Source organism: Serratia sp. MMO-28, from assembly GCF_037199905.1.
In the GTDB taxonomy this organism is placed as follows: Bacteria; Pseudomonadota; Gammaproteobacteria; order Enterobacterales; family Enterobacteriaceae; genus Chania; species Chania oryzae.
Genome location: NZ_JBBCVB010000009.1, coordinates 80,233 through 96,987, shown reverse-complemented (window position 1 = coordinate 96,987; position 16,755 = coordinate 80,233). Strand labels below are relative to the sequence as shown.

The 16,755-nt window shown below is 56.4% G+C and carries 14 protein-coding genes and 2 pseudogenes; 15 read left to right on the top strand and 1 reads right to left on the bottom strand.

What is annotated here, in order from left to right:
* Positions 1-4: 4 nt before the first annotated feature.
* From WG891_RS10135 to WG891_RS10060, 15 genes and pseudogenes are all read left to right on the top strand, one after another.
* A complete protein-coding gene (locus WG891_RS10135; RefSeq protein WP_156294524.1) occupies positions 5-586 on the top strand; it encodes a hypothetical protein in 582 nt (193 codons plus the stop codon).
* A complete protein-coding gene (locus tag WG891_RS10130) occupies positions 583-1,944 on the top strand; it encodes an AMP-binding protein (protein WP_337262653.1) in 1,362 nt (453 codons plus the stop codon). Before WG891_RS10135 ends, WG891_RS10130 begins: the two co-directional genes overlap by 4 nt.
* Positions 1,931-2,284, top strand: a complete 354-nt coding sequence (locus WG891_RS10125) for a 3-hydroxyacyl-ACP dehydratase FabZ family protein (protein WP_337262654.1) — start codon at positions 1,931-1,933, stop codon at positions 2,282-2,284. Before WG891_RS10130 ends, WG891_RS10125 begins: the two co-directional genes overlap by 14 nt.
* Positions 2,275-3,978, top strand: a complete 1,704-nt coding sequence (locus WG891_RS10120; protein ID WP_337262655.1) for a glycosyltransferase family 2 protein — start codon at positions 2,275-2,277, stop codon at positions 3,976-3,978. Before WG891_RS10125 ends, WG891_RS10120 begins: the two co-directional genes overlap by 10 nt.
* 2 nt (positions 3,979-3,980) lie before the next feature.
* A complete protein-coding gene (locus WG891_RS10115; protein ID WP_337262656.1) occupies positions 3,981-4,403 on the top strand; it encodes an acyl-CoA thioesterase in 423 nt (140 codons plus the stop codon).
* Positions 4,400-5,005 (top strand): annotated as a pseudogene (locus WG891_RS10110) (outer membrane lipoprotein carrier protein LolA). The gene WG891_RS10115 and the pseudogene WG891_RS10110 overlap by 4 nt, the downstream one beginning before the upstream one ends.
* Positions 4,974-7,295, top strand: coding sequence for an MMPL family transporter (locus WG891_RS10105; RefSeq protein ID WP_337262725.1), 2,322 nt, complete (start codon positions 4,974-4,976; stop codon positions 7,293-7,295). The pseudogene WG891_RS10110 and the gene WG891_RS10105 overlap by 32 nt, the downstream one beginning before the upstream one ends.
* Positions 7,292-7,879, top strand: coding sequence for a DUF3261 domain-containing protein (locus WG891_RS10100; RefSeq protein ID WP_337262657.1), 588 nt, complete (start codon positions 7,292-7,294; stop codon positions 7,877-7,879). Before WG891_RS10105 ends, WG891_RS10100 begins: the two co-directional genes overlap by 4 nt.
* 1 nt (position 7,880) lies before the next feature.
* Positions 7,881-9,050, top strand: coding sequence for a beta-ketoacyl-[acyl-carrier-protein] synthase family protein (locus WG891_RS10095; RefSeq protein ID WP_156294532.1), 1,170 nt, complete (start codon positions 7,881-7,883; stop codon positions 9,048-9,050).
* On the top strand, positions 9,047-9,523 hold the full coding sequence (locus WG891_RS10090; protein WP_337262658.1) for an ApeP family dehydratase: 477 nt from the start codon (positions 9,047-9,049) through the stop codon (positions 9,521-9,523). The genes WG891_RS10095 and WG891_RS10090 overlap by 4 nt, the downstream gene beginning before the upstream one ends.
* Positions 9,520-10,251, top strand: a complete 732-nt coding sequence (locus WG891_RS10085; protein WP_337262659.1) for a 3-ketoacyl-ACP reductase FabG2 — start codon at positions 9,520-9,522, stop codon at positions 10,249-10,251. The genes WG891_RS10090 and WG891_RS10085 overlap by 4 nt, the downstream gene beginning before the upstream one ends.
* On the top strand, positions 10,248-11,477 hold the full coding sequence (locus WG891_RS10080; RefSeq protein ID WP_337262660.1) for a beta-ketoacyl-ACP synthase: 1,230 nt from the start codon (positions 10,248-10,250) through the stop codon (positions 11,475-11,477). The genes WG891_RS10085 and WG891_RS10080 overlap by 4 nt, the downstream gene beginning before the upstream one ends.
* Before the next feature lie 115 nt (positions 11,478-11,592).
* A pseudogene (locus WG891_RS27030) lies at positions 11,593-11,981 on the top strand (tyrosine-type recombinase/integrase).
* Positions 11,982-12,869: 888 nt separating this feature from the next.
* A complete protein-coding gene (locus tag WG891_RS10065) occupies positions 12,870-14,396 on the top strand; it encodes an MFS transporter (protein ID WP_337262661.1) in 1,527 nt (508 codons plus the stop codon).
* 130 nt (positions 14,397-14,526) lie between these two features.
* Positions 14,527-15,147, top strand: a complete 621-nt coding sequence (locus WG891_RS10060; protein ID WP_337262662.1) for a DUF2913 family protein — start codon at positions 14,527-14,529, stop codon at positions 15,145-15,147.
* Between the two features lie 35 nt (positions 15,148-15,182).
* On the opposite strand, the gene WG891_RS10055 is transcribed toward WG891_RS10060, so the two are convergent.
* Complete coding sequence (locus WG891_RS10055; protein ID WP_443006132.1) at positions 15,183-16,634, bottom strand: EmmdR/YeeO family multidrug/toxin efflux MATE transporter; 1,452 nt, start codon at positions 16,632-16,634, stop codon at positions 15,183-15,185.
* Positions 16,635-16,755: the final 121 nt, after the last annotated feature.

The window sequence follows — 16,755 nt, the reverse complement described above, 5'->3', positions numbered from 1 at the left end:
CTCGATGCGTGGTTCCCGCTCGCAGTTGGGTGTGCAATTGATCACAGCACTGATGATGCTGGCATGGCCATTTCTTATCTGGTTTGGCCTGGTGCACAACGGCCTGCACTGGCTGCTGCCTCTGATGGCACTTTTGCTGGTCTTGCGCCTGCGTCAAGCCCAGCAGGCTGCCGGCCCGATGCGCCTGCTGGTACAAGGCGTCGCACTGGCGGGGATCGCACTCTGCGTAGCAAGTTACCTGTTGAAGGCACACCAGCTATTGCTGTTTTATCCGGTGATGGTCAACCTGGTTATGCTCGCGGTATTCGGCAGTTCACTGTGGAGCACGATGCCACTGGTTGAGCGCCTGGCTCGGCTGCGTGAACCGGATCTGCCACCGGCTGGCGTGCGTTATACCCGCAAGGTGACACAAGTCTGGTGCGTGTTTTTCATTCTGAACGGTGCAATTGCACTGTTTACCGCTTTATATGGTGATATGTGGTTATGGACGGCCTGGAACGGCGTGCTGGCCTATCTGCTGATGGGTATATTGATGGCGGGCGAATGGTTGGTACGTCGCCGAGTGATGAAACGGGCAGCACCATGAATCAACCGCTCCCGCTGGCGCAGTGGTTAAGCGCTCCTCGCTCGAACGATACGCCGATCGCCTGGCTTGGCGAACATACCTGGACGCTGGGGCAACTACGCTATGACGTGGCAACGCTGGTAACAACGCTGCAACAGCGTGACGGCGAGCGCTGGGCGCTGTGCTTTGAGAACAGCTATCTGTTTATCGTCGCGCTGCTGGCCACGCTGCATGCGGGCAAAACACCGGTGATCCCAGGGCATAGCCGAGTCTCGCTGCTGGAAGAGCAGCGGGGGTTGTTCAACGGCGTCTTGTCAGACCGCACGCTAGCCTGGAGCGGTGTCACCCTCAAGATCCAGTCCGCCTATCAAAGCGCTGAGCACCACGAGCCGCTGCCTGCCATTGCTGAAACCCGCTATGTCGAGCTGTTTACCTCAGGCTCCACCGGGCAACCGCGCCGCGTGGTGAAGCCGATCGCCTGCCTCGATCAGGAAGCGACCTTATTAGCCGGGCGCTTTGCTGCACGGCTGGCGGGCTGCCGTGTGGTGGCCTCCGTTGTCCCACAGCATCTATACGGGCTCACCTTCCGCATCTTCTTGCCGATGGCATTAGGGCTACCGCTGCACGCCGCAATGCTCTATTACACCGAGCAACTGGCCGCGTTGAGCCATGAGCATCATTACGCCTTTATCAGCAGCCCAGCCTTTCTGAAGCGCTTGGATCGTCAGCTCACGCCGCCGCCGGTGGGCCTGATTCTCTCCGCAGGAGGCGTCCTACCCTGGGAACAGGTGGTGCAAACTGCCAATTGGTTAGGCGTCTGGCCTGACGAAATCTACGGCAGTACAGAAACCGGGATTTTGGCCTGGTGCCACCGCCAACGGCAAGACATTAGCTGGCAGCCCTTTCCTGGCGTACGGATCGCCGCCGAAGGTGATGCATTCCGCGCGATTTCACCGCTAATTCACCACGCGAATGGCCTGTTGCTCGATGATATTTTGCAATTTGACGATAGCGGGCGCTTTCGTCTGCAAGGCCGCCGCGATCGCGTGGTCAAGATTGAAGAAAAACGCGTTTCGCTAGGCGAAATCGAACAGCGCCTGCTGGAGCTGGAAGGCGTATGCGAAGCCGCAGCACTGCCGATCACACAGGGTGGCCGCCAGGGCATTGGCGCATTACTGGTGCTTGACGAGCGCGCACGGCAACAATGGCAGCAAAGCGGCAACGCAGCGCAGGAACTGGCGTGGCGGCGCGCACTGCTGCCCCGCATGGAGCCGGTCACCGTGCCGCGCTACTGGCGCGTTGTTGATGAGATCCCCGTTAACAGTATGAATAAGCGTGTCTATGCGCAATTACAGGAGTTATTTCATGAAACCCCATGAAATTGAACGCCGTCAGGCGCAGCCACAGCAGGCCGAAATCGTACTGCGGCTCGATCCAAACCTATTCTGGTTTAACGGCCACTTTGCCACACAGCCACTGTTGCCGGGCGTAGCGCAGTTGGAATGGGTGATGTCTTACGCCAGCCAACTGCTGGCGCCGGGCTTTCGTTTTCACAGCATACCGAACGTCAAATTTCAGGCTCCCTTATTGCCAGAAAACGTCGTCACGCTGACGCTGAATTGGCAGGAAGAGCGGCAGATATTAACCTTCAGCTACCAGCGCCATGACGGTGAAAGCCGTCATACCGCCAGCAGCGGGAAGATCCGGCTATGTCGTTAACAGCCGCCCCCTTCACCCCTTGTGTGGTCATCCCCTGCTACAACCACGGCGCTATGATGGCGCGCGTGCTCGCACGCTTGCAGCCCTTTGGCTTGGTCTGCCTGATCGTGGACGATGGCAGTGACGAAACCACACGCCAGGAGCTTGCACGCCTGGCCACCAGCCACGCCGATGTCACGCTGGTACGCCTGGCGCACAACGCGGGCAAAGGTGCGGCGGTGATCCGTGGGCTGCAAGAGGCTGCGCACCTGGGCTTTACGCACGCGGTACAGGTTGATGCCGATGGCCAGCACGCGATTGAAGACATCCCCAAGCTGATTGAGCTGGCGCAACGGCACCCTGATGCGTTGATCTCCGGGCAACCTGTTTATGACGACTCTATCCCCAGCGCACGCCGCTATGGCCGCTGGATAACCCACGTTTGGGTGTGGATCGAGACACTCTCTTTCCAGTTAAAAGACAGCATGTGCGGCTTTCGTGTTTACCCGATCGCCCCTACCCTGCGGCTGGCGCAGAAGGCCACGCTTGGCAAACGCATGGACTTCGACACCGAAGTCATGGTGCGTCTCTACTGGCAGGGTAATCACAGCTACTTTGTCCCTACCCGCGTCACCTATCCCCAGGATGGCCTGTCGCACTTTGACGCACTGAAAGATAACTGCCGCATCTCGCTGATGCACACCCGCCTCTTCTTCGGCATGCTGCCACGCATCCCTTACCTGCTGTTTCGCCGTTCCGGTGCACACTGGGCAAAGCAAAAAGAGGTCAAGGGGTTGTGGGGGATGCGCATCATGCTGGCCGTTTGGCGCCTGCTGGGCCGCAAAGCCTTTGCGCTGCTGCTCTATCCGGTGGTGGCGGCATACTGGCTCACCGCTCATGAGGCACGCCGGGCATCGCAAGACTGGATCGAGCGTGTACGCGGCGAATTAGCCGCACGTTCACGCCCCATTCCTACCAATCTTACCAGCTATCAGCATTTTCTGCGTTTTGGCCATGCCATGCTGGATAAAATCGCCAGCTGGCGCGGTGAACTGCAACTGGGGCGTGACGTGGTATTTGCTCCCGGTGCCGAAGCTGCACTGGATATTGCCTCTCCAACCGGCAAGCTGCTGCTGGCTTCGCATTTAGGCGATGTCGAAGCCTGCCGTGCCTTGGCGCAGCTGCAGGGCAGCAAGACCATCAATGCACTGGTGTTCAGCGACAATGCCCAACGTTTCAAACAGATCATGGCCGAGATGGCCCCTCAGGCCGGTTTGAACCTGATCCCGGTGAGCAACATCGGCCCGGATACCGCCATGTTGCTTAAAGAAAAGCTGGATCGCGGCGAATGGGTGGCTATCGTCGGCGATCGCGTTGCAGTCAACCGGCAACGCGGCGGTAACTGGCGAGTCACCTGGAGCCGCTTTATGGGGCAACCGGCCCCCTTCCCCCAGGGGCCGTTTATTCTGGCATCGTTATTACGCTGCCCGGTGTCACTGATTTTCGCTCTACGCCAGCAGGGGCAACTGCATTTGTACTGCGAGCCGTTCGCCAACCCGCTGCTGTTACCACGCGCCGAGCGCCAGGCCGCGCTGCAACAGGCGGTCGATCGTTACGCCGAACGCCTTGAGCATCACGCGCTTGAATCGCCGCTCGACTGGTTTAACTTTTTCGATTTTTGGCAACTGCCCGATCCACATTCAGATAAGGAGTAAAGATGCTGAACGATACCCGCTTTACCGCCGAAGTAGAACTCACGGTTCCTTTCCACGATGTCGACATGATGGCGGTGGTGTGGCACGGCAACTACTTCCGTTACTTTGAAATTGCCCGTGAAGCGCTGCTGAACCAGTTTGACTATGGCTATCGGCAGATGAAGGCCTCAGGCTATGTCTGGCCCGTGGTGGACACTCGGGTGAAGTACCGCAATGTGCTGACTTTCGAGCAACGCATTCGTGTCCGCGCCACGCTGGAAGAGTATGAAAACCGCCTGCGCATTGCCTATCAGATTTTTGATGTCGCCAGCGGTAAACGCACCACTACCGGCTACACCATCCAGGTGGCGGTGGAAGAAAAGAGCGGTGAGATGTGCTTCGTCTGCCCTGACATTCTGTTTGAACGCATGGGAGTTACGCCATGAGATTGATGCCTCTGCTGATCCTGCTGCTCAGCCCTTTTGCCAATGCCATCACCTTGGATGAATTACAGCAACGTTTTACTGAACAACCGCTAGTGCGCGCCCACTTTGATCAGACACGCAGCATTAAAGATCTGCCGCAGCCACTGCGTTCGCAGGGGGAAATGCTGATCGCTCGTGAGCAAGGGCTGCTGTGGGATCAGAAAACCCCCTTTACCATGACGCTGATGCTCGATGACTCACGCATGGTGCAAATCATTAACGGCCAGGCTCCGCAGGTGATTACCGCGCAAAACAATCCGCAGATGTTCCAGTTCAATCACCTGCTGCGCGCGCTGTTCCAGGCCGATCGTAAAGTGTTGGAACAAAACTTCCGTATAGATTTCCAGGATAAAGGTGAAGACCGCTGGCTACTGAATCTGACGCCCACCACCACCCCGCTGGATAAAATCTTTGCAGGCCTGGAGTTGGCCGGGTAACGTTACCTGGAAACCATCCAACTGAACGATAAGCAAGGCGATCGCACCACCATCGTCTTTTCCCAACACCGCCTCACGCCCGCTACCCTGACCGCTGATGAACGCCAACGCTTTGCCGCGCACTGACGCCAAGCGCTCCGCGCTGTTATGGGGGGCAGTATGCCTGGTATTACTGGGCGTGCTGCTCAGCCTGTTGCCGCAGGCGCGAATCAACAGCAGTGTGCTGGCCATGTTGCCCAAACAGGCACTGGGCAACATACCTCCCGCGCTGAATGACGGCTTTATGCAACGCCTGGACAAACAACTGGTGTGGCTGGTCAGCCCCGGCACGCAGGCCGACCCCGCGGCTGCGCAATACTGGCTCAGCCTCCTGCAGCAGTCTCATGCCCTGAGCGAAGTCAAAGGCCCGATGGATGCCACCAGCCAGCAGGCTTGGGGAGCCTTTTTCTGGCAGCATCGCAATGGCCTGATCGATCGTGCCACGCGGGAACGCCTGCAAAACGGCGGCGAAGCCCAGGCGCAGTGGATCCTCTCACAGCTCTATTCAGCATTCTCCGGTGTGAACGGCAAGGAGCTACAGAACGATCCGCTGATGCTGATGCGTGGTTCGCAGTTGGCACTGGCGCAAAACGGCCAGCGCCTGCGGCTGATGGACGGTTGGCTGGTCACGCAGGATGAGCAGGGTAACTACTGGTATTTACTGCATGGCGAACTGGCAGGATCGTCGTTTGATATGCAGCAAACGCACCGGGTAGTCACCACGTTGAGCGCGCTGGAGAAACAGCTAAAAACGCATTATCCGCAGGCGCAGTTGCTCGCGCGCGGCACCGTCTTTTACAGCGATCATGCCAGCCAACAGGCAAAACAGGATATCTCTACGCTCGGCGTTGCCACCATCCTTGGCGTCATACTGCTGATTGTGGCCGTGTTCCGCTCACTGCGCCCACTACTGCTGTGCCTGCTTTCCATCGGCATCGGTGCACTGGCCGGAACGGTAGCCACCTTGCTGTTGTTCGGTGAATTGCACCTGATGACGCTGGTCATGAGCATGAGCATCATCGGAATTTCTGCCGACTACACGCTCTACTATCTCACCGAACGTATGGTGCATGGCGGGGAAGTGTCGCCGTGGCAAAGCCTGCATAAAGTACGCCAGGCACTATTGCTGGCGCTGCTGACTACCGTTGCCGCCTATCTGATTATGATGCTCGCGCCGTTTCCGGGGATCCGGCAGATGGCGGTCTTTGCCGCCGTGGGGTTGAGCGCCTCCTGCCTGACGGTGATCTTCTGGCACCCTTGGCTATGCAGCAAGTTACCGGTGCGGCCAATTCCGGCCATGGTATTACTGCTGCGCTGGCTGGCGGCCTGGCGGCGGGACAAACGGCTGTCGCTGGGGCTCCCCAGCGCGTTAGTCGTCCTCTCGCTGGCAGGGATCGCGACGCTGCACGTCGATGATGACATTGCCCAACTGCAGGCGCTGCCGCAGGGCATTCTGGCACAGGAGAAAACCATTACCCAGTTGACCGGCCAAAGCGTCGATCAGAAGTGGTTTGTGGTCTATGGCAGCACGCCGCAGCAGACGCTGGAGCGCCTCGAAGCCTTTGCACCGCTGCTGGAACAAGCACGCCAGGCAGGAACCCTTGGCGGTTTTCGGCTGATCCCGTTGAATTCGCTGGCACGCCAGCAACAAGACCTCAGTCTGTTGCACCACGCCGCTCCCGCCACGATCCGCGTGTTGCAAAGCGCAGGGCTGACCGCAGTGACACCGGATCTGCAAGCCATGCCGGTTAGCGTAGATGATTGGCTCGCCAGCTCGGCCAGCGAAGGCTGGCGTTTAATGTGGCTAACCCTGCCCAGCGGTGAAAGCGGCGTGCTGGTGCCGGTGGAAGGCGTGGCAGACAGCGCCGCGCTCAACGCGCTGGCGGCCACACAGCCGGGCGTAGCGTGGGTCGATCGCAAAAGCACCTTCAACGCGCTATTCGCCCTTTATCGTGCGGTACTCACCGGCCTGCTGTGCGTGGCATTGGCGGTGATTGCCTGTGGCGCGGTGCTGCGCCTTGGCTGGCGCAAAGGGTTAATCAGCCTGGTGCCATCGTTACTGTCGCTCGGCTGTGGGCTGGCCGCGCTGTCCTTCAGCGGTCATGCGGTTAACCTGTTTTCGTTACTGGCGCTGGTTCTCGTGCTGGGCATCGGTATCAACTACACGCTGTTTTTCAGTAACCCGCGCGGTACGCCGTTAACCTCGCTGTTGGCGATTACGCTGGCGATGATGACCACATTACTCACGCTGGGCATGCTGGTGTTTAGCGCCACGCAGGCGATCAGCAGTTTCGGCATTGTGCTGGTCAGCGGGATCTTTACCGCTTTCCTGCTCTCCCCGATGGCTATGCCTGGTCGTAAAGAGAGAAAGAGATGATAAAACACAACCTTTGGCGCATCGCTACCCTGTTTGGAGTGCTGTTGATGACTGCCTGTAGCCACTCGCCGCGTCCTGAGCAGGCAAGCGCCCCACAGGCCTGGCTTGAGCCTGGCGTACGCATCACGCTGCCGGCACCGGGCATCACCCCGGAGGTGAACTCCCAGCAGTTGCTGACCGGCAGCTTCAATGGGCAAACACAATCTTTGTTGGTGATGTTGAACGCCGATGCCAACAAAATCACCCTGGCCGGGCTCTCTTCCGTCGGTATCCGTCTGTTTCTGGTTACCTATGACCCGCAAGGCATCCATACCGAACAGTCGATCGTGGTGCCACAACTCCCGCCCGCCAGCCAGGTGTTGGCCGACGTGATGCTCAGCCATTGGCCAATCAGCGCCTGGCAGAGCCAGTTGCCAAAGGGCTGGACACTGATCGACCAAGGCGATAAGCGTGAGTTGCGCAATGCCAGCGGCAAGCTGATTACCGAGATCGTTTATCTGCAACGCAAAGGCAAGCGTGAACCGATCAGCATCAAGCAACACGTATTTAAATACCACATCACCATTCAATATCTGGACGACTGATATGATCTACATTGCTGCTGTCGGCATGATTAACGCGCTGGGCCAGTCAACGGCGGAGATTGCCGCCAACCTGACGCGCGGCGTGGCGCCCGGTATGCGCAGCCGTGCAGGCTGGTTGCAGAATTCGCCGCAGGCGGTGCTAGGCGGGGTAGACGGCGAATTACCCACGATTCCCGACAGCTTTGCTGCCCACCGTAGCCGCAATAACCAACTGCTATTGGCCGCCCTGGCGCAAATTCAACCGGTGATTGACGAAGCCATACTGCGCGTTGGCCGCGAACGCATCGCCGTGGTGCTGGGCACCAGCACTTCCGGGTTGGATGAAGGCGATCGCCACGTTGATCTTCAGCTCAGTGGCGAACCAAGCCCAAACTGGCAATATGCCCAACAGGAGTTAGGCGATCCGTCACGCTTTCTCAGCCGCTGGCTGGGGCTGAACGGCCCCGCATTTACCCTTTCCACCGCCTGTTCCTCCAGCGCGCGGGCGATGATCAGCGGGCGCCGCCTGATTGAGGCGGGCCTGGCAGATATCGCCATCGTCGGCGGTGCAGACACGTTAAGCCGCATGCCGATCAACGGTTTTCATAGCCTGGAATCCCTTTCCACCGCGCTTTGCCAACCGTTTAGCCGCGATCGCTGCGGCATTACCATTGGCGAAGGCGCAGCACTGATGGTGCTGACCCGTGAACCACAGCCTATCGCACTGCTGGGCGTGGGGGAGTCTAGCGATGCCTATCATATTTCAGCCCCGCACCCGCAGGGCGCAGGAGCGATCCGCGCCATTCAGCAGGCGCTAGGGGAAGCCGGGCTCAACCCCGAAGAGGTGGGTTACATTAACCTGCACGGCACTGCCACGTTACTCAACGATCAGATTGAAGCCAAGGTGGTACAGGATCTGTTCGGCGAGCGCGTTCCTTGCAGCTCCACCAAACATTTAACCGGGCACACGTTAGGTGCCGCCGGGATCACCGAGGCTGCGCTCAGCATGCTGATCCTGCAACAGAATCTGCCATTGCCACCGCAGGATTTCAGCCACTCACCGCGGGATCCTGCATTACCCGCCTGTGGCGTGCTGCATGCCGCAGCGCCGCTGACGCGCCCGGTAATTTTGTCGAACTCTTTCGCCTTTGGCGGTAATAACGCCAGCATCCTGTTGGGGAGAATGATATGAGTCACTATTTACCCCCGGTAAACTATCTGCCGCACGACGCCCCGATGCTGCTGCTGGCCGAGGTGGTGAGCGTTGCCGACGAAGAAGCACATTGCCGCGTTGCGGTCACGCCGCATGGCGTACTGGCCCCCTTTCTTGACGCACAGGGCGATCTGCCGGGTTGGTATGCGCTGGAACTCATGGCGCAAACCATCGGCGTCTGGTCAGGTTGGCATCGCCAACAGCAAGGCCAACCCAGTATTGCGCTTGGCATGGTGCTCGGTGCCAGAGAGCTCGTGTGCGCAACGGGCAGCCTACCCGCAGGCGCAACGCTTGATATTCAGGTCAAACTACTGATGCAGGATCAACGTTTCGGTAGCTTTGACTGCGCTATCCGCGTGGGAGAGAACACGCTGGCCACCGGCCGCGTCAACACCTTTCAGCCCGCGCCGGAAGAGTTAACAATACTTTTTAATCAGGGACCTACAGCATGAGTCGTTCAGTTCTGATCACTGGCGCCAGTAAAGGTATCGGGCGCGCCATTGCCTGCCAATTAGCGGCTGATGGATTTGTCGTGGGGGTGCATTACCATCGGGATGAATCCGGTGCCAAAGCAACACGGGATGCCATTGTCGCCGCCGGGGGGCAAGGCCGCCTGTTGTGTTTTGACGTGGCTAACCGCCAGCAGTGCCGAGAAGTCCTCGAGCAGGATATGGCGGAACACGGGGCGTGGTACGGCGTGATCAGCAACGCCGGGATCGCCCGTGATGCCGCTTTTCCGGCATTGACTGATGATGACTGGGATGCGGTCATCCACACCAATCTCGACAGCTTCTATAACGTGATTCAGCCCTGCGTGATGCCAATGATTGCCACGCGCAAAGGCGGCCGCATTATTACGCTCTCTTCCGTTTCCGGCCTGATGGGCAACCGCGGGCAGGTCAACTACAGCGCCGCCAAAGCGGGTATTATTGGCGCGACCAAAGCGCTGGCGATCGAGCTGGCTAAGCGCAAGATTACCGTTAACTGCATTGCGCCAGGGTTAATTGATACCGCTATGCTCGAAATGGAAGATGCCGCACGTCAAGAGGCGATGGCCATGATCCCCATGAAGCGCATGGGCCAGGCGGAAGAGGTCGCCGGGCTCGCGAGCTATTTGATGTCAGACATTGCAGGTTACGTGACTCGTCAGGTGATCTCCATCAACGGAGGGATGCTATGACACGCCGTGTCGTCATTACAGGTATGGGCGGTGTCACCGCCTTCGGTGAAAACTGGCAGGCGGTGTCCAGCAGGCTACTGGCCTATAAAAACGCCGTGCGCAAAATGCCAGAATGGCAAATCTATGCAGGCCTGCACACGTTGCTGGGTGCGCCCATCGATGATTTTGTGCTCCCAGATCACTACACCCGTAAGCGGATCCGCTCCATGGGCCGGGTGTCACTGATGTCGACCCGCGCGACGGAGCTGGCGCTGGAGCAGGCCGGGCTGATTGACGATCCGGTGCTGACCAACGGCCAAACCGGGATTGCTTATGGCTCATCAACCGGCAGTACCGGCCCGGTAAGTGAATTCGCCACCATGCTGACCGAGAAACACACCAACAATATTACCGGCACTACCTACGTGCAGATGATGCCGCACACCACAGCGGTCAATACCGGTTTGTTCTTTGGCTTACGCGGCCGGGTTATCCCCACGTCCAGCGCCTGTACCTCGGGCAGTCAGGCCATTGGTTACGCCTGGGAGGCCATTCGTCATGGTTACCAAACGGTAATGGTTGCCGGGGGAGCAGAGGAATTATGCCCTTCCGAAGCGGCGGTATTCGACACGCTGTTTGCCACCAGCCAGCGTAATGACGAACCACACTCCACGCCCTCGCCGTTTGACCAGCAGCGTGATGGCCTGGTGATTGGCGAAGGCGCGGGTACGCTGATCCTCGAAGAGTTGGAGCACGCCAAAGCGCGAGGGGCGACAATCTATGGTGAGGTGATCGGTTTTGCGACCAACTGCGATGCGGCACATATCACGCAACCACAGCGCGAAACCATGCAGATTTGCATGGAGCAGTCGCTGCAGATGGCAGGTTTAAGCCCGCGCGATATCGGCTATATCTCTGCCCATGGTACTGCCACCGACAGAGGCGATATCGCTGAAAGTCAGGCCACGGCGGCGATCTACGGCGATAGCGTGCCAATCTCGTCACTAAAGAGCTACTTTGGCCATACGCTGGGGGCCTGTGGTGCACTGGAAGCCTGGATGAGCCTGCAAATGATGCGCGAGGGCTGGTTCGCACCAACGCTCAACCTGCATGCTCCGGACGAACAGTGCGGAGCGCTGGATTACATTATGGGTGAAGCCCGCCACATCGATTGTGAATTCCTGCAAAGCAACAATTTTGCTTTCGGTGGTATCAATACCTCACTTGTGATCAAACGTTGGGCATAATTTTCTACGGTTGAATATAAAGCGCAGACGAGGCCATTCTTAGCGAATGACTTCGTCCCCCCCATATCGGCATCCTAATCACCTGATGGGTAAATCGTCAAAAATATAATTTGCAGTGGTCGACAAAAAAGTGCACGTCAGCCGATTAAAAAATGGCTTTTCAGTTCAGCACCCGTTGCACGATGCTGAAATCCCCTTGCTCAATGCCTGGTTTGGGCAGCGTTCTACCTATTTGAATGCCGACAGTGAATGGCTTTTCCTCTCACGTCATGGCACAAGAATTTCGCGTCAGCGGTTCTATAAAGCCGTTAAAGTTATGGAGAAGCGGCAGGGATCAGCGTAGCCGTCACGCCACATATGTTGATCCACTCTTGTGGCTATGCATTAGCGGAGCAAGGTATGGATGCGCGTTTAATTCAAGACTACCTGGGACATAAAAAGATTCGCCATACCGTGCTTTATACGGCCCGCAATGCGGCCAGATTCAAGGCGATTGTTTTCTAAGTGGTAAAAATTGTCAAAACCAATATTCACCAACAAATTAAGGCCAAACCACCTTGGCTTATGGAACGAGCGCCTATCATATCAGCCTGAACAATAGCCCTCTGCTCAGGCATAATTTATAAACCCATAATATGACCCACAACGTTCGTCACTTGCGTCAAGTGCCGCTCAGATGAGCAAATCAAGCAGAATTCAGCAGGCGGGGTCGACACAGTTTCCATCTTTGAGAAGTGTCTATCTTGTCGGTCTGCGGGGAATTGATATCAAGGAGGATGTAGAAGGGAACGGGGTAGGCGCTACGACAAACGACGTTTAAGTTACCGCTTATCACTTAACGTGTAACGTCAGATTGCCGTGATCGAATCCTACTTATGGCGAGGATAAGAGTCAGCGCCTACGTTATTAGCTGATGAAGGCCCAGGGTGGCTGAGATCAGAAAGGAGAGACAATTGCGCCAATCCGCTTGCATAAGTCAGAGTAAGCCGCGTCCAGTTTGTCAAAAAATTTAGAGATGGTCAGTATGATTTTCATGATCGTTTCCTCAAGGGGATTGGTTGTCTTTTATGTGACCCATGTCACATAAAACAATCTACCCTTTTCAAAACAGCATTTCAATATTTTTGTGATTCAAATCACAAAAAACACGATTTTGCTGATTCAGCTAACTGACTACACTGCCGTTTCAACAGCGAAACAAATATTTAATAACTTGATTTATAATTGTTTTTTTGTTTAAAACCACCATGAAATCCCCCGAAAATATCGCACTGAGCCTTTTCTGTGCAAAACATGGTTGTGTGATCTCCGTCTCGTTTCCCGCCCTACAACAGTAATATAAAGAACGTCGTGTCAAATAAATTGAAACGATGTTTTATATATGGCGGATACATGGAAAAGCAGATAACAGTCAGGCATACGATCGCATACGGGAGTGCGAACTTACTGGGTAGTGGTGCGCTCGCGATCAGCGGCGCCTGGTTGATGTACTTCTATACGACCTTTTGTGGCCTTTCTGTCGTAGAAGCCGCAGCGATCTTCTCACTCGCCAGCATTCTTGATGCCATCAGCAACCCAATCATGGGTTACATCACGGATAACTTTTACAATACGCGCCTTGGCCGGCTATTTGGCCGCCGTCGCTTCTTTATCCTGATCGGGATCCCCCTGGTACTGTTCTATCCGCTGCTGTGGATGAGCGGTTTTGGATTTTGGTATTACCTACTCACCTACGCCCTGTTTGAACTGATTTACACCTCAATCATGGTGCCGTACGAAACCTTAGCGACAGAAATGACCACCGATTTTGCCAAACGCTCCAAGCTCACCGGCTCGAAAGCGATCTTTGGTAAAATTGCGAACTTTATGGCCGCTTTTATTCCCGGCCAGTTTATCGCCATCTATGGCAAAGATTCCCCTACCCCGTTTCTTTATACCGGGATCGCCTACGGTGCCATCATGTGTCTCGCCATGATTTCCCTGTACGTCTCCTCATGGGAACGCCCGGCCAGCGAAGTGGTGAAGGAAACCACCACCAGCCTGGGGCAGGCGCTGAAGAAGCTCTGTATCGATATGATCTCAACCTTCCGCTTACGTATTTTCCGCAAGCATTTGGGCATGTATCTGTTTGGCTTCGGTGCGGAATGGCTGTTCGCTTCGTCGTTCACCTATTTCATCATCTTCGGCTTACACCAAAGCGCGGTGCTGGTTTCACAACTCAACAGCTTCAGCTCGGTGATGCAGCTTATCTCAACCGCATTCTTCATTGGTATCTGCGTGAAAATGGGCTTTGCCCGGCCGTTCCGCATTGCCTTGCAGGTGGTGATTGTCAGCGTGATTGCCTACGCCGCCCTTTACTTCACCGGGTGGTCTGATACCGCCACCGTGATCGTCTTGTTTGCCATTACCGCCGTTTTTGGCCTCAGCACCGGGGGGATCTATTACATTCCCTGGACCGTGTATACCTTCCTGGCTGATGTGGATGAGGTGCTGACCGGGCGGCGGCGTGAAGGGTTGTATGCCGGTGCCATGACCTTCGCCGGGAAAATGGTGCGTTCCATCATTGTCTTCGCCATGGGCTGGACGCTCAGTAAATTCGGCTTTGTCTCTGGGCAGGCAGCGCAACCGGAAATGGCAGTACAGGCGATTGTCGGCGTCTTCGCGATTGGTGTCATAGCGCTGGCACTGGTGGCTATTTTCTACACCACGCAAATGAAGCTGGATAGAAAGAGCCATATGATCCTGTTAGAAGAGATTGCGCGGATCAAAGCAGGCGGAGCCATGGCGGATATCTCCCCGGCTCACCGCGCCATTATCGAAGAGCTGACAGGTTGGAAATACGAGCAATGCTGGGGCAACAACCCGTTAGGGCAAAAAGCACCGCAGGATAAGCTGACCAAGTTAGCGCCACAGGAGTAATCACATTTTCGGGAAGCAATAGGTTACTTCCCGAAAGCCTTTTCCCCCGATTGAAGCCCGGTCAAGAGGCTGGGGATCCGCCCTAAAGTCTATTTTCAACCATGATGGTTCTTCTTTTACGGTATTTGCCATGACTGATATCGATAATAAAAACAGGGAATTAGCCCACTTCGCCTTTTGTGCCCAGGTCGCCATGAAGCTGGCCGAACAGGATGGGAAGGTGACATCTTTCTTAGACGGCCATGTGTTTCTGCTGCGTTGGCTGGTGACGGCACAAAAGCAGAAACGCTTTACCAAGCAAGTCGCGCCAGAAATCGCCTGGCTGATCGCACGCGGGCGCCAATTAGGTATGCAAAGCAGGTTGTATGAGCGGGTGCAATATCTCTATTTTTCCTGGGTAGACCCCATTGAGCAGCAGCCAGATTTGCATCGGCTGACCTATATTATCGAAGCATTGAAAAACGCAGGCTGGCGCTATTACGTCCTGACGCCAGAAGAATGGAACACGGGAAAGGTCCCTGCCCGCGTACACGGCATCAATGTGCTGATGGTTGAGATGAACCACCTTAATAGCGTCTTTGGCAAACAGGGTTCACAGTTGGCCCCGGTAGAGATCAGAGTGTTGGGCGATTTGCAGGTGTTTGGCATTCTACTGTTGGAGCAAAAGTTCCACGTTTTTCAGGTGCTCGGTGAAACTGCTTATGCGCGCCTGTTTGTCAGCATCGACGAAGAAATCCCCGAGGTGGCGTAAATGGGTTCAATGCAGGCGCAGTTCACCTGCATTGCTTATTCAGCCTGCTCGATCCCCGCGGGCAGGTTTCTCTTGGCGCGCGGGTACTTCCACAGCCAGCGCCCGCTGGCCATACGCCAATAGAAGAATGCCCCGCGCACCGCCCAATCACTGAACATCCCCAGCCAGACCCCGACCACGCCCATACCGAGCAACACGCCCAAGGTATAACCGGCCACCACACGGCAGCCCCACATGCCCAACATGGCAACCCACATGGTGAAGCGAGCGTCGCGCGCACCTTTCAGCCCGGCGGGTAATACCCAGGAGGCCGCCCAGATCGGCATAAACGCCGCGTTCAGCCAGATCAAAATTTTCACCACCTCTTTCACGTCTTCTTCTTGGGTATAGAAAGAGGCAAACAGCCCGGCAAAGGGGGCGGTGCCCCAAGCCAACACCGTCAAGCCAATGGTTGCCAACCAGAAGATGTAACGCAATTGCTGCTCGGCCTGGGCGATCTGCCCTTTGCCCAAACGCTTGCCGACAATAATGGTCGACGCCGAACCCAAGGCACTGCCAGGCAGGTTAATCAGCCCAGCAATGGAAAAGGCAATAAAGTTACCGGCGATCACGTTGGTGCCCATACCGGCAACAAACATCTGCGTCAGTAATTTTCCGCAGTTGAACAGCACCGACTCAATACTGGCAGGAATGCCAATCCCCAGCACGTCACGCAGAATATTGCTGTCGAGCGGGGTGAAATAGCTCTTCAACGTGATACGCAGCGCCGGATTCAGGCCGATCATCAGCACATAAATAATGCCAACAGCGCCAATATAGCGGGAAATGGTTAATCCCAGGCCAGCGCCAACAAAGCCCAGCCCATCCCAGCTAAACAGACCATAGATCAGCGTGCTGCTGATCAGAATATTGAGGATATTCATGCCGACATTGAGCAGCAGCGGGATCTTGGTATTCCCCGCGCCACGCAGTGCCCCGCTGCCAATCAGCGCAATCGCCGCCGCCGGGTAACTCCACACCGTGGTTTGCAGATAAGACAGCGCCAGCGCCTTCACCTCGGGCGTAGCCTCACCGGCAATCACGTTGATAATCGCTTCACCAGCCAGGTGGATCGCCACCGCCAGCAATAACGCCAACGCGGTCATCAGCACCAGCGACTGTCGCGCCGCCGCCCTTGCCCGCTTGCGATCCCGCGTGCCGAGGCTAAAGGCCACTACCACCGTAGTCCCCAGATCGACCGCGGCGAAAAAGGCCATAACCACCATGTTGAAGCTGTCTGCCAGGCCAACCCCCGCCATCGCCTCTTTACCGAGCCAGCTCACCAGGAACGTGCTCAGCACCCCCATCAGCAATACGCAGGTATTTTCTAGAAAGATTGGCAGCGCCAACGGGGTAATCTCGCGCCAGAAGAGCACCCGATAGCTTTTTCGTTTGGCATACCAATGCGTTTTGGTCACGCTCTGGCGCAGTGCCGCAGGTAAGTTCAAAATTAGCCTGAAGATTGGAAGTGAAACAACGTTTCAATAATGATTTATAGGCGCTTATTCTGCAAGGCCTTTTTCAGCTTATTGCTGGGAGGAGAACTCTCTTCTGCCCTATTCTGTGAAT

Excerpts from the sequence above, each read along its gene's own strand:
- WG891_RS10085 (WP_337262659.1), top strand. The coding sequence starts at position 9,520 with ATGAGTCGTTCAGTTCTGATCACTGGCGCCAGTAAAGGTATCGGGCGC.
- WG891_RS10095 (WP_156294532.1), top strand. The coding sequence starts at position 7,881 with ATGATCTACATTGCTGCTGTCGGCATGATTAACGCGCTGGGCCAGTCA.
- WG891_RS10115 (WP_337262656.1), top strand. The coding sequence starts at position 3,981 with ATGCTGAACGATACCCGCTTTACCGCCGAAGTAGAACTCACGGTTCCT.
- WG891_RS10125 (WP_337262654.1), top strand. The coding sequence starts at position 1,931 with ATGAAACCCCATGAAATTGAACGCCGTCAGGCGCAGCCACAGCAGGCC.
- WG891_RS10120 (WP_337262655.1), top strand. The coding sequence starts at position 2,275 with ATGTCGTTAACAGCCGCCCCCTTCACCCCTTGTGTGGTCATCCCCTGC.
- WG891_RS10135 (WP_156294524.1), top strand. The coding sequence starts at position 5 with ATGCGTGGTTCCCGCTCGCAGTTGGGTGTGCAATTGATCACAGCACTG.
- WG891_RS10065 (WP_337262661.1), top strand. The coding sequence starts at position 12,870 with ATGGAAAAGCAGATAACAGTCAGGCATACGATCGCATACGGGAGTGCG.
- WG891_RS10060 (WP_337262662.1), top strand. The coding sequence starts at position 14,527 with ATGACTGATATCGATAATAAAAACAGGGAATTAGCCCACTTCGCCTTT.
- WG891_RS10090 (WP_337262658.1), top strand. The coding sequence starts at position 9,047 with ATGAGTCACTATTTACCCCCGGTAAACTATCTGCCGCACGACGCCCCG.
- WG891_RS10080 (WP_337262660.1), top strand. The coding sequence starts at position 10,248 with ATGACACGCCGTGTCGTCATTACAGGTATGGGCGGTGTCACCGCCTTC.
- WG891_RS10100 (WP_337262657.1), top strand. The coding sequence starts at position 7,292 with ATGATAAAACACAACCTTTGGCGCATCGCTACCCTGTTTGGAGTGCTG.
- WG891_RS10130 (WP_337262653.1), top strand. The coding sequence starts at position 583 with ATGAATCAACCGCTCCCGCTGGCGCAGTGGTTAAGCGCTCCTCGCTCG.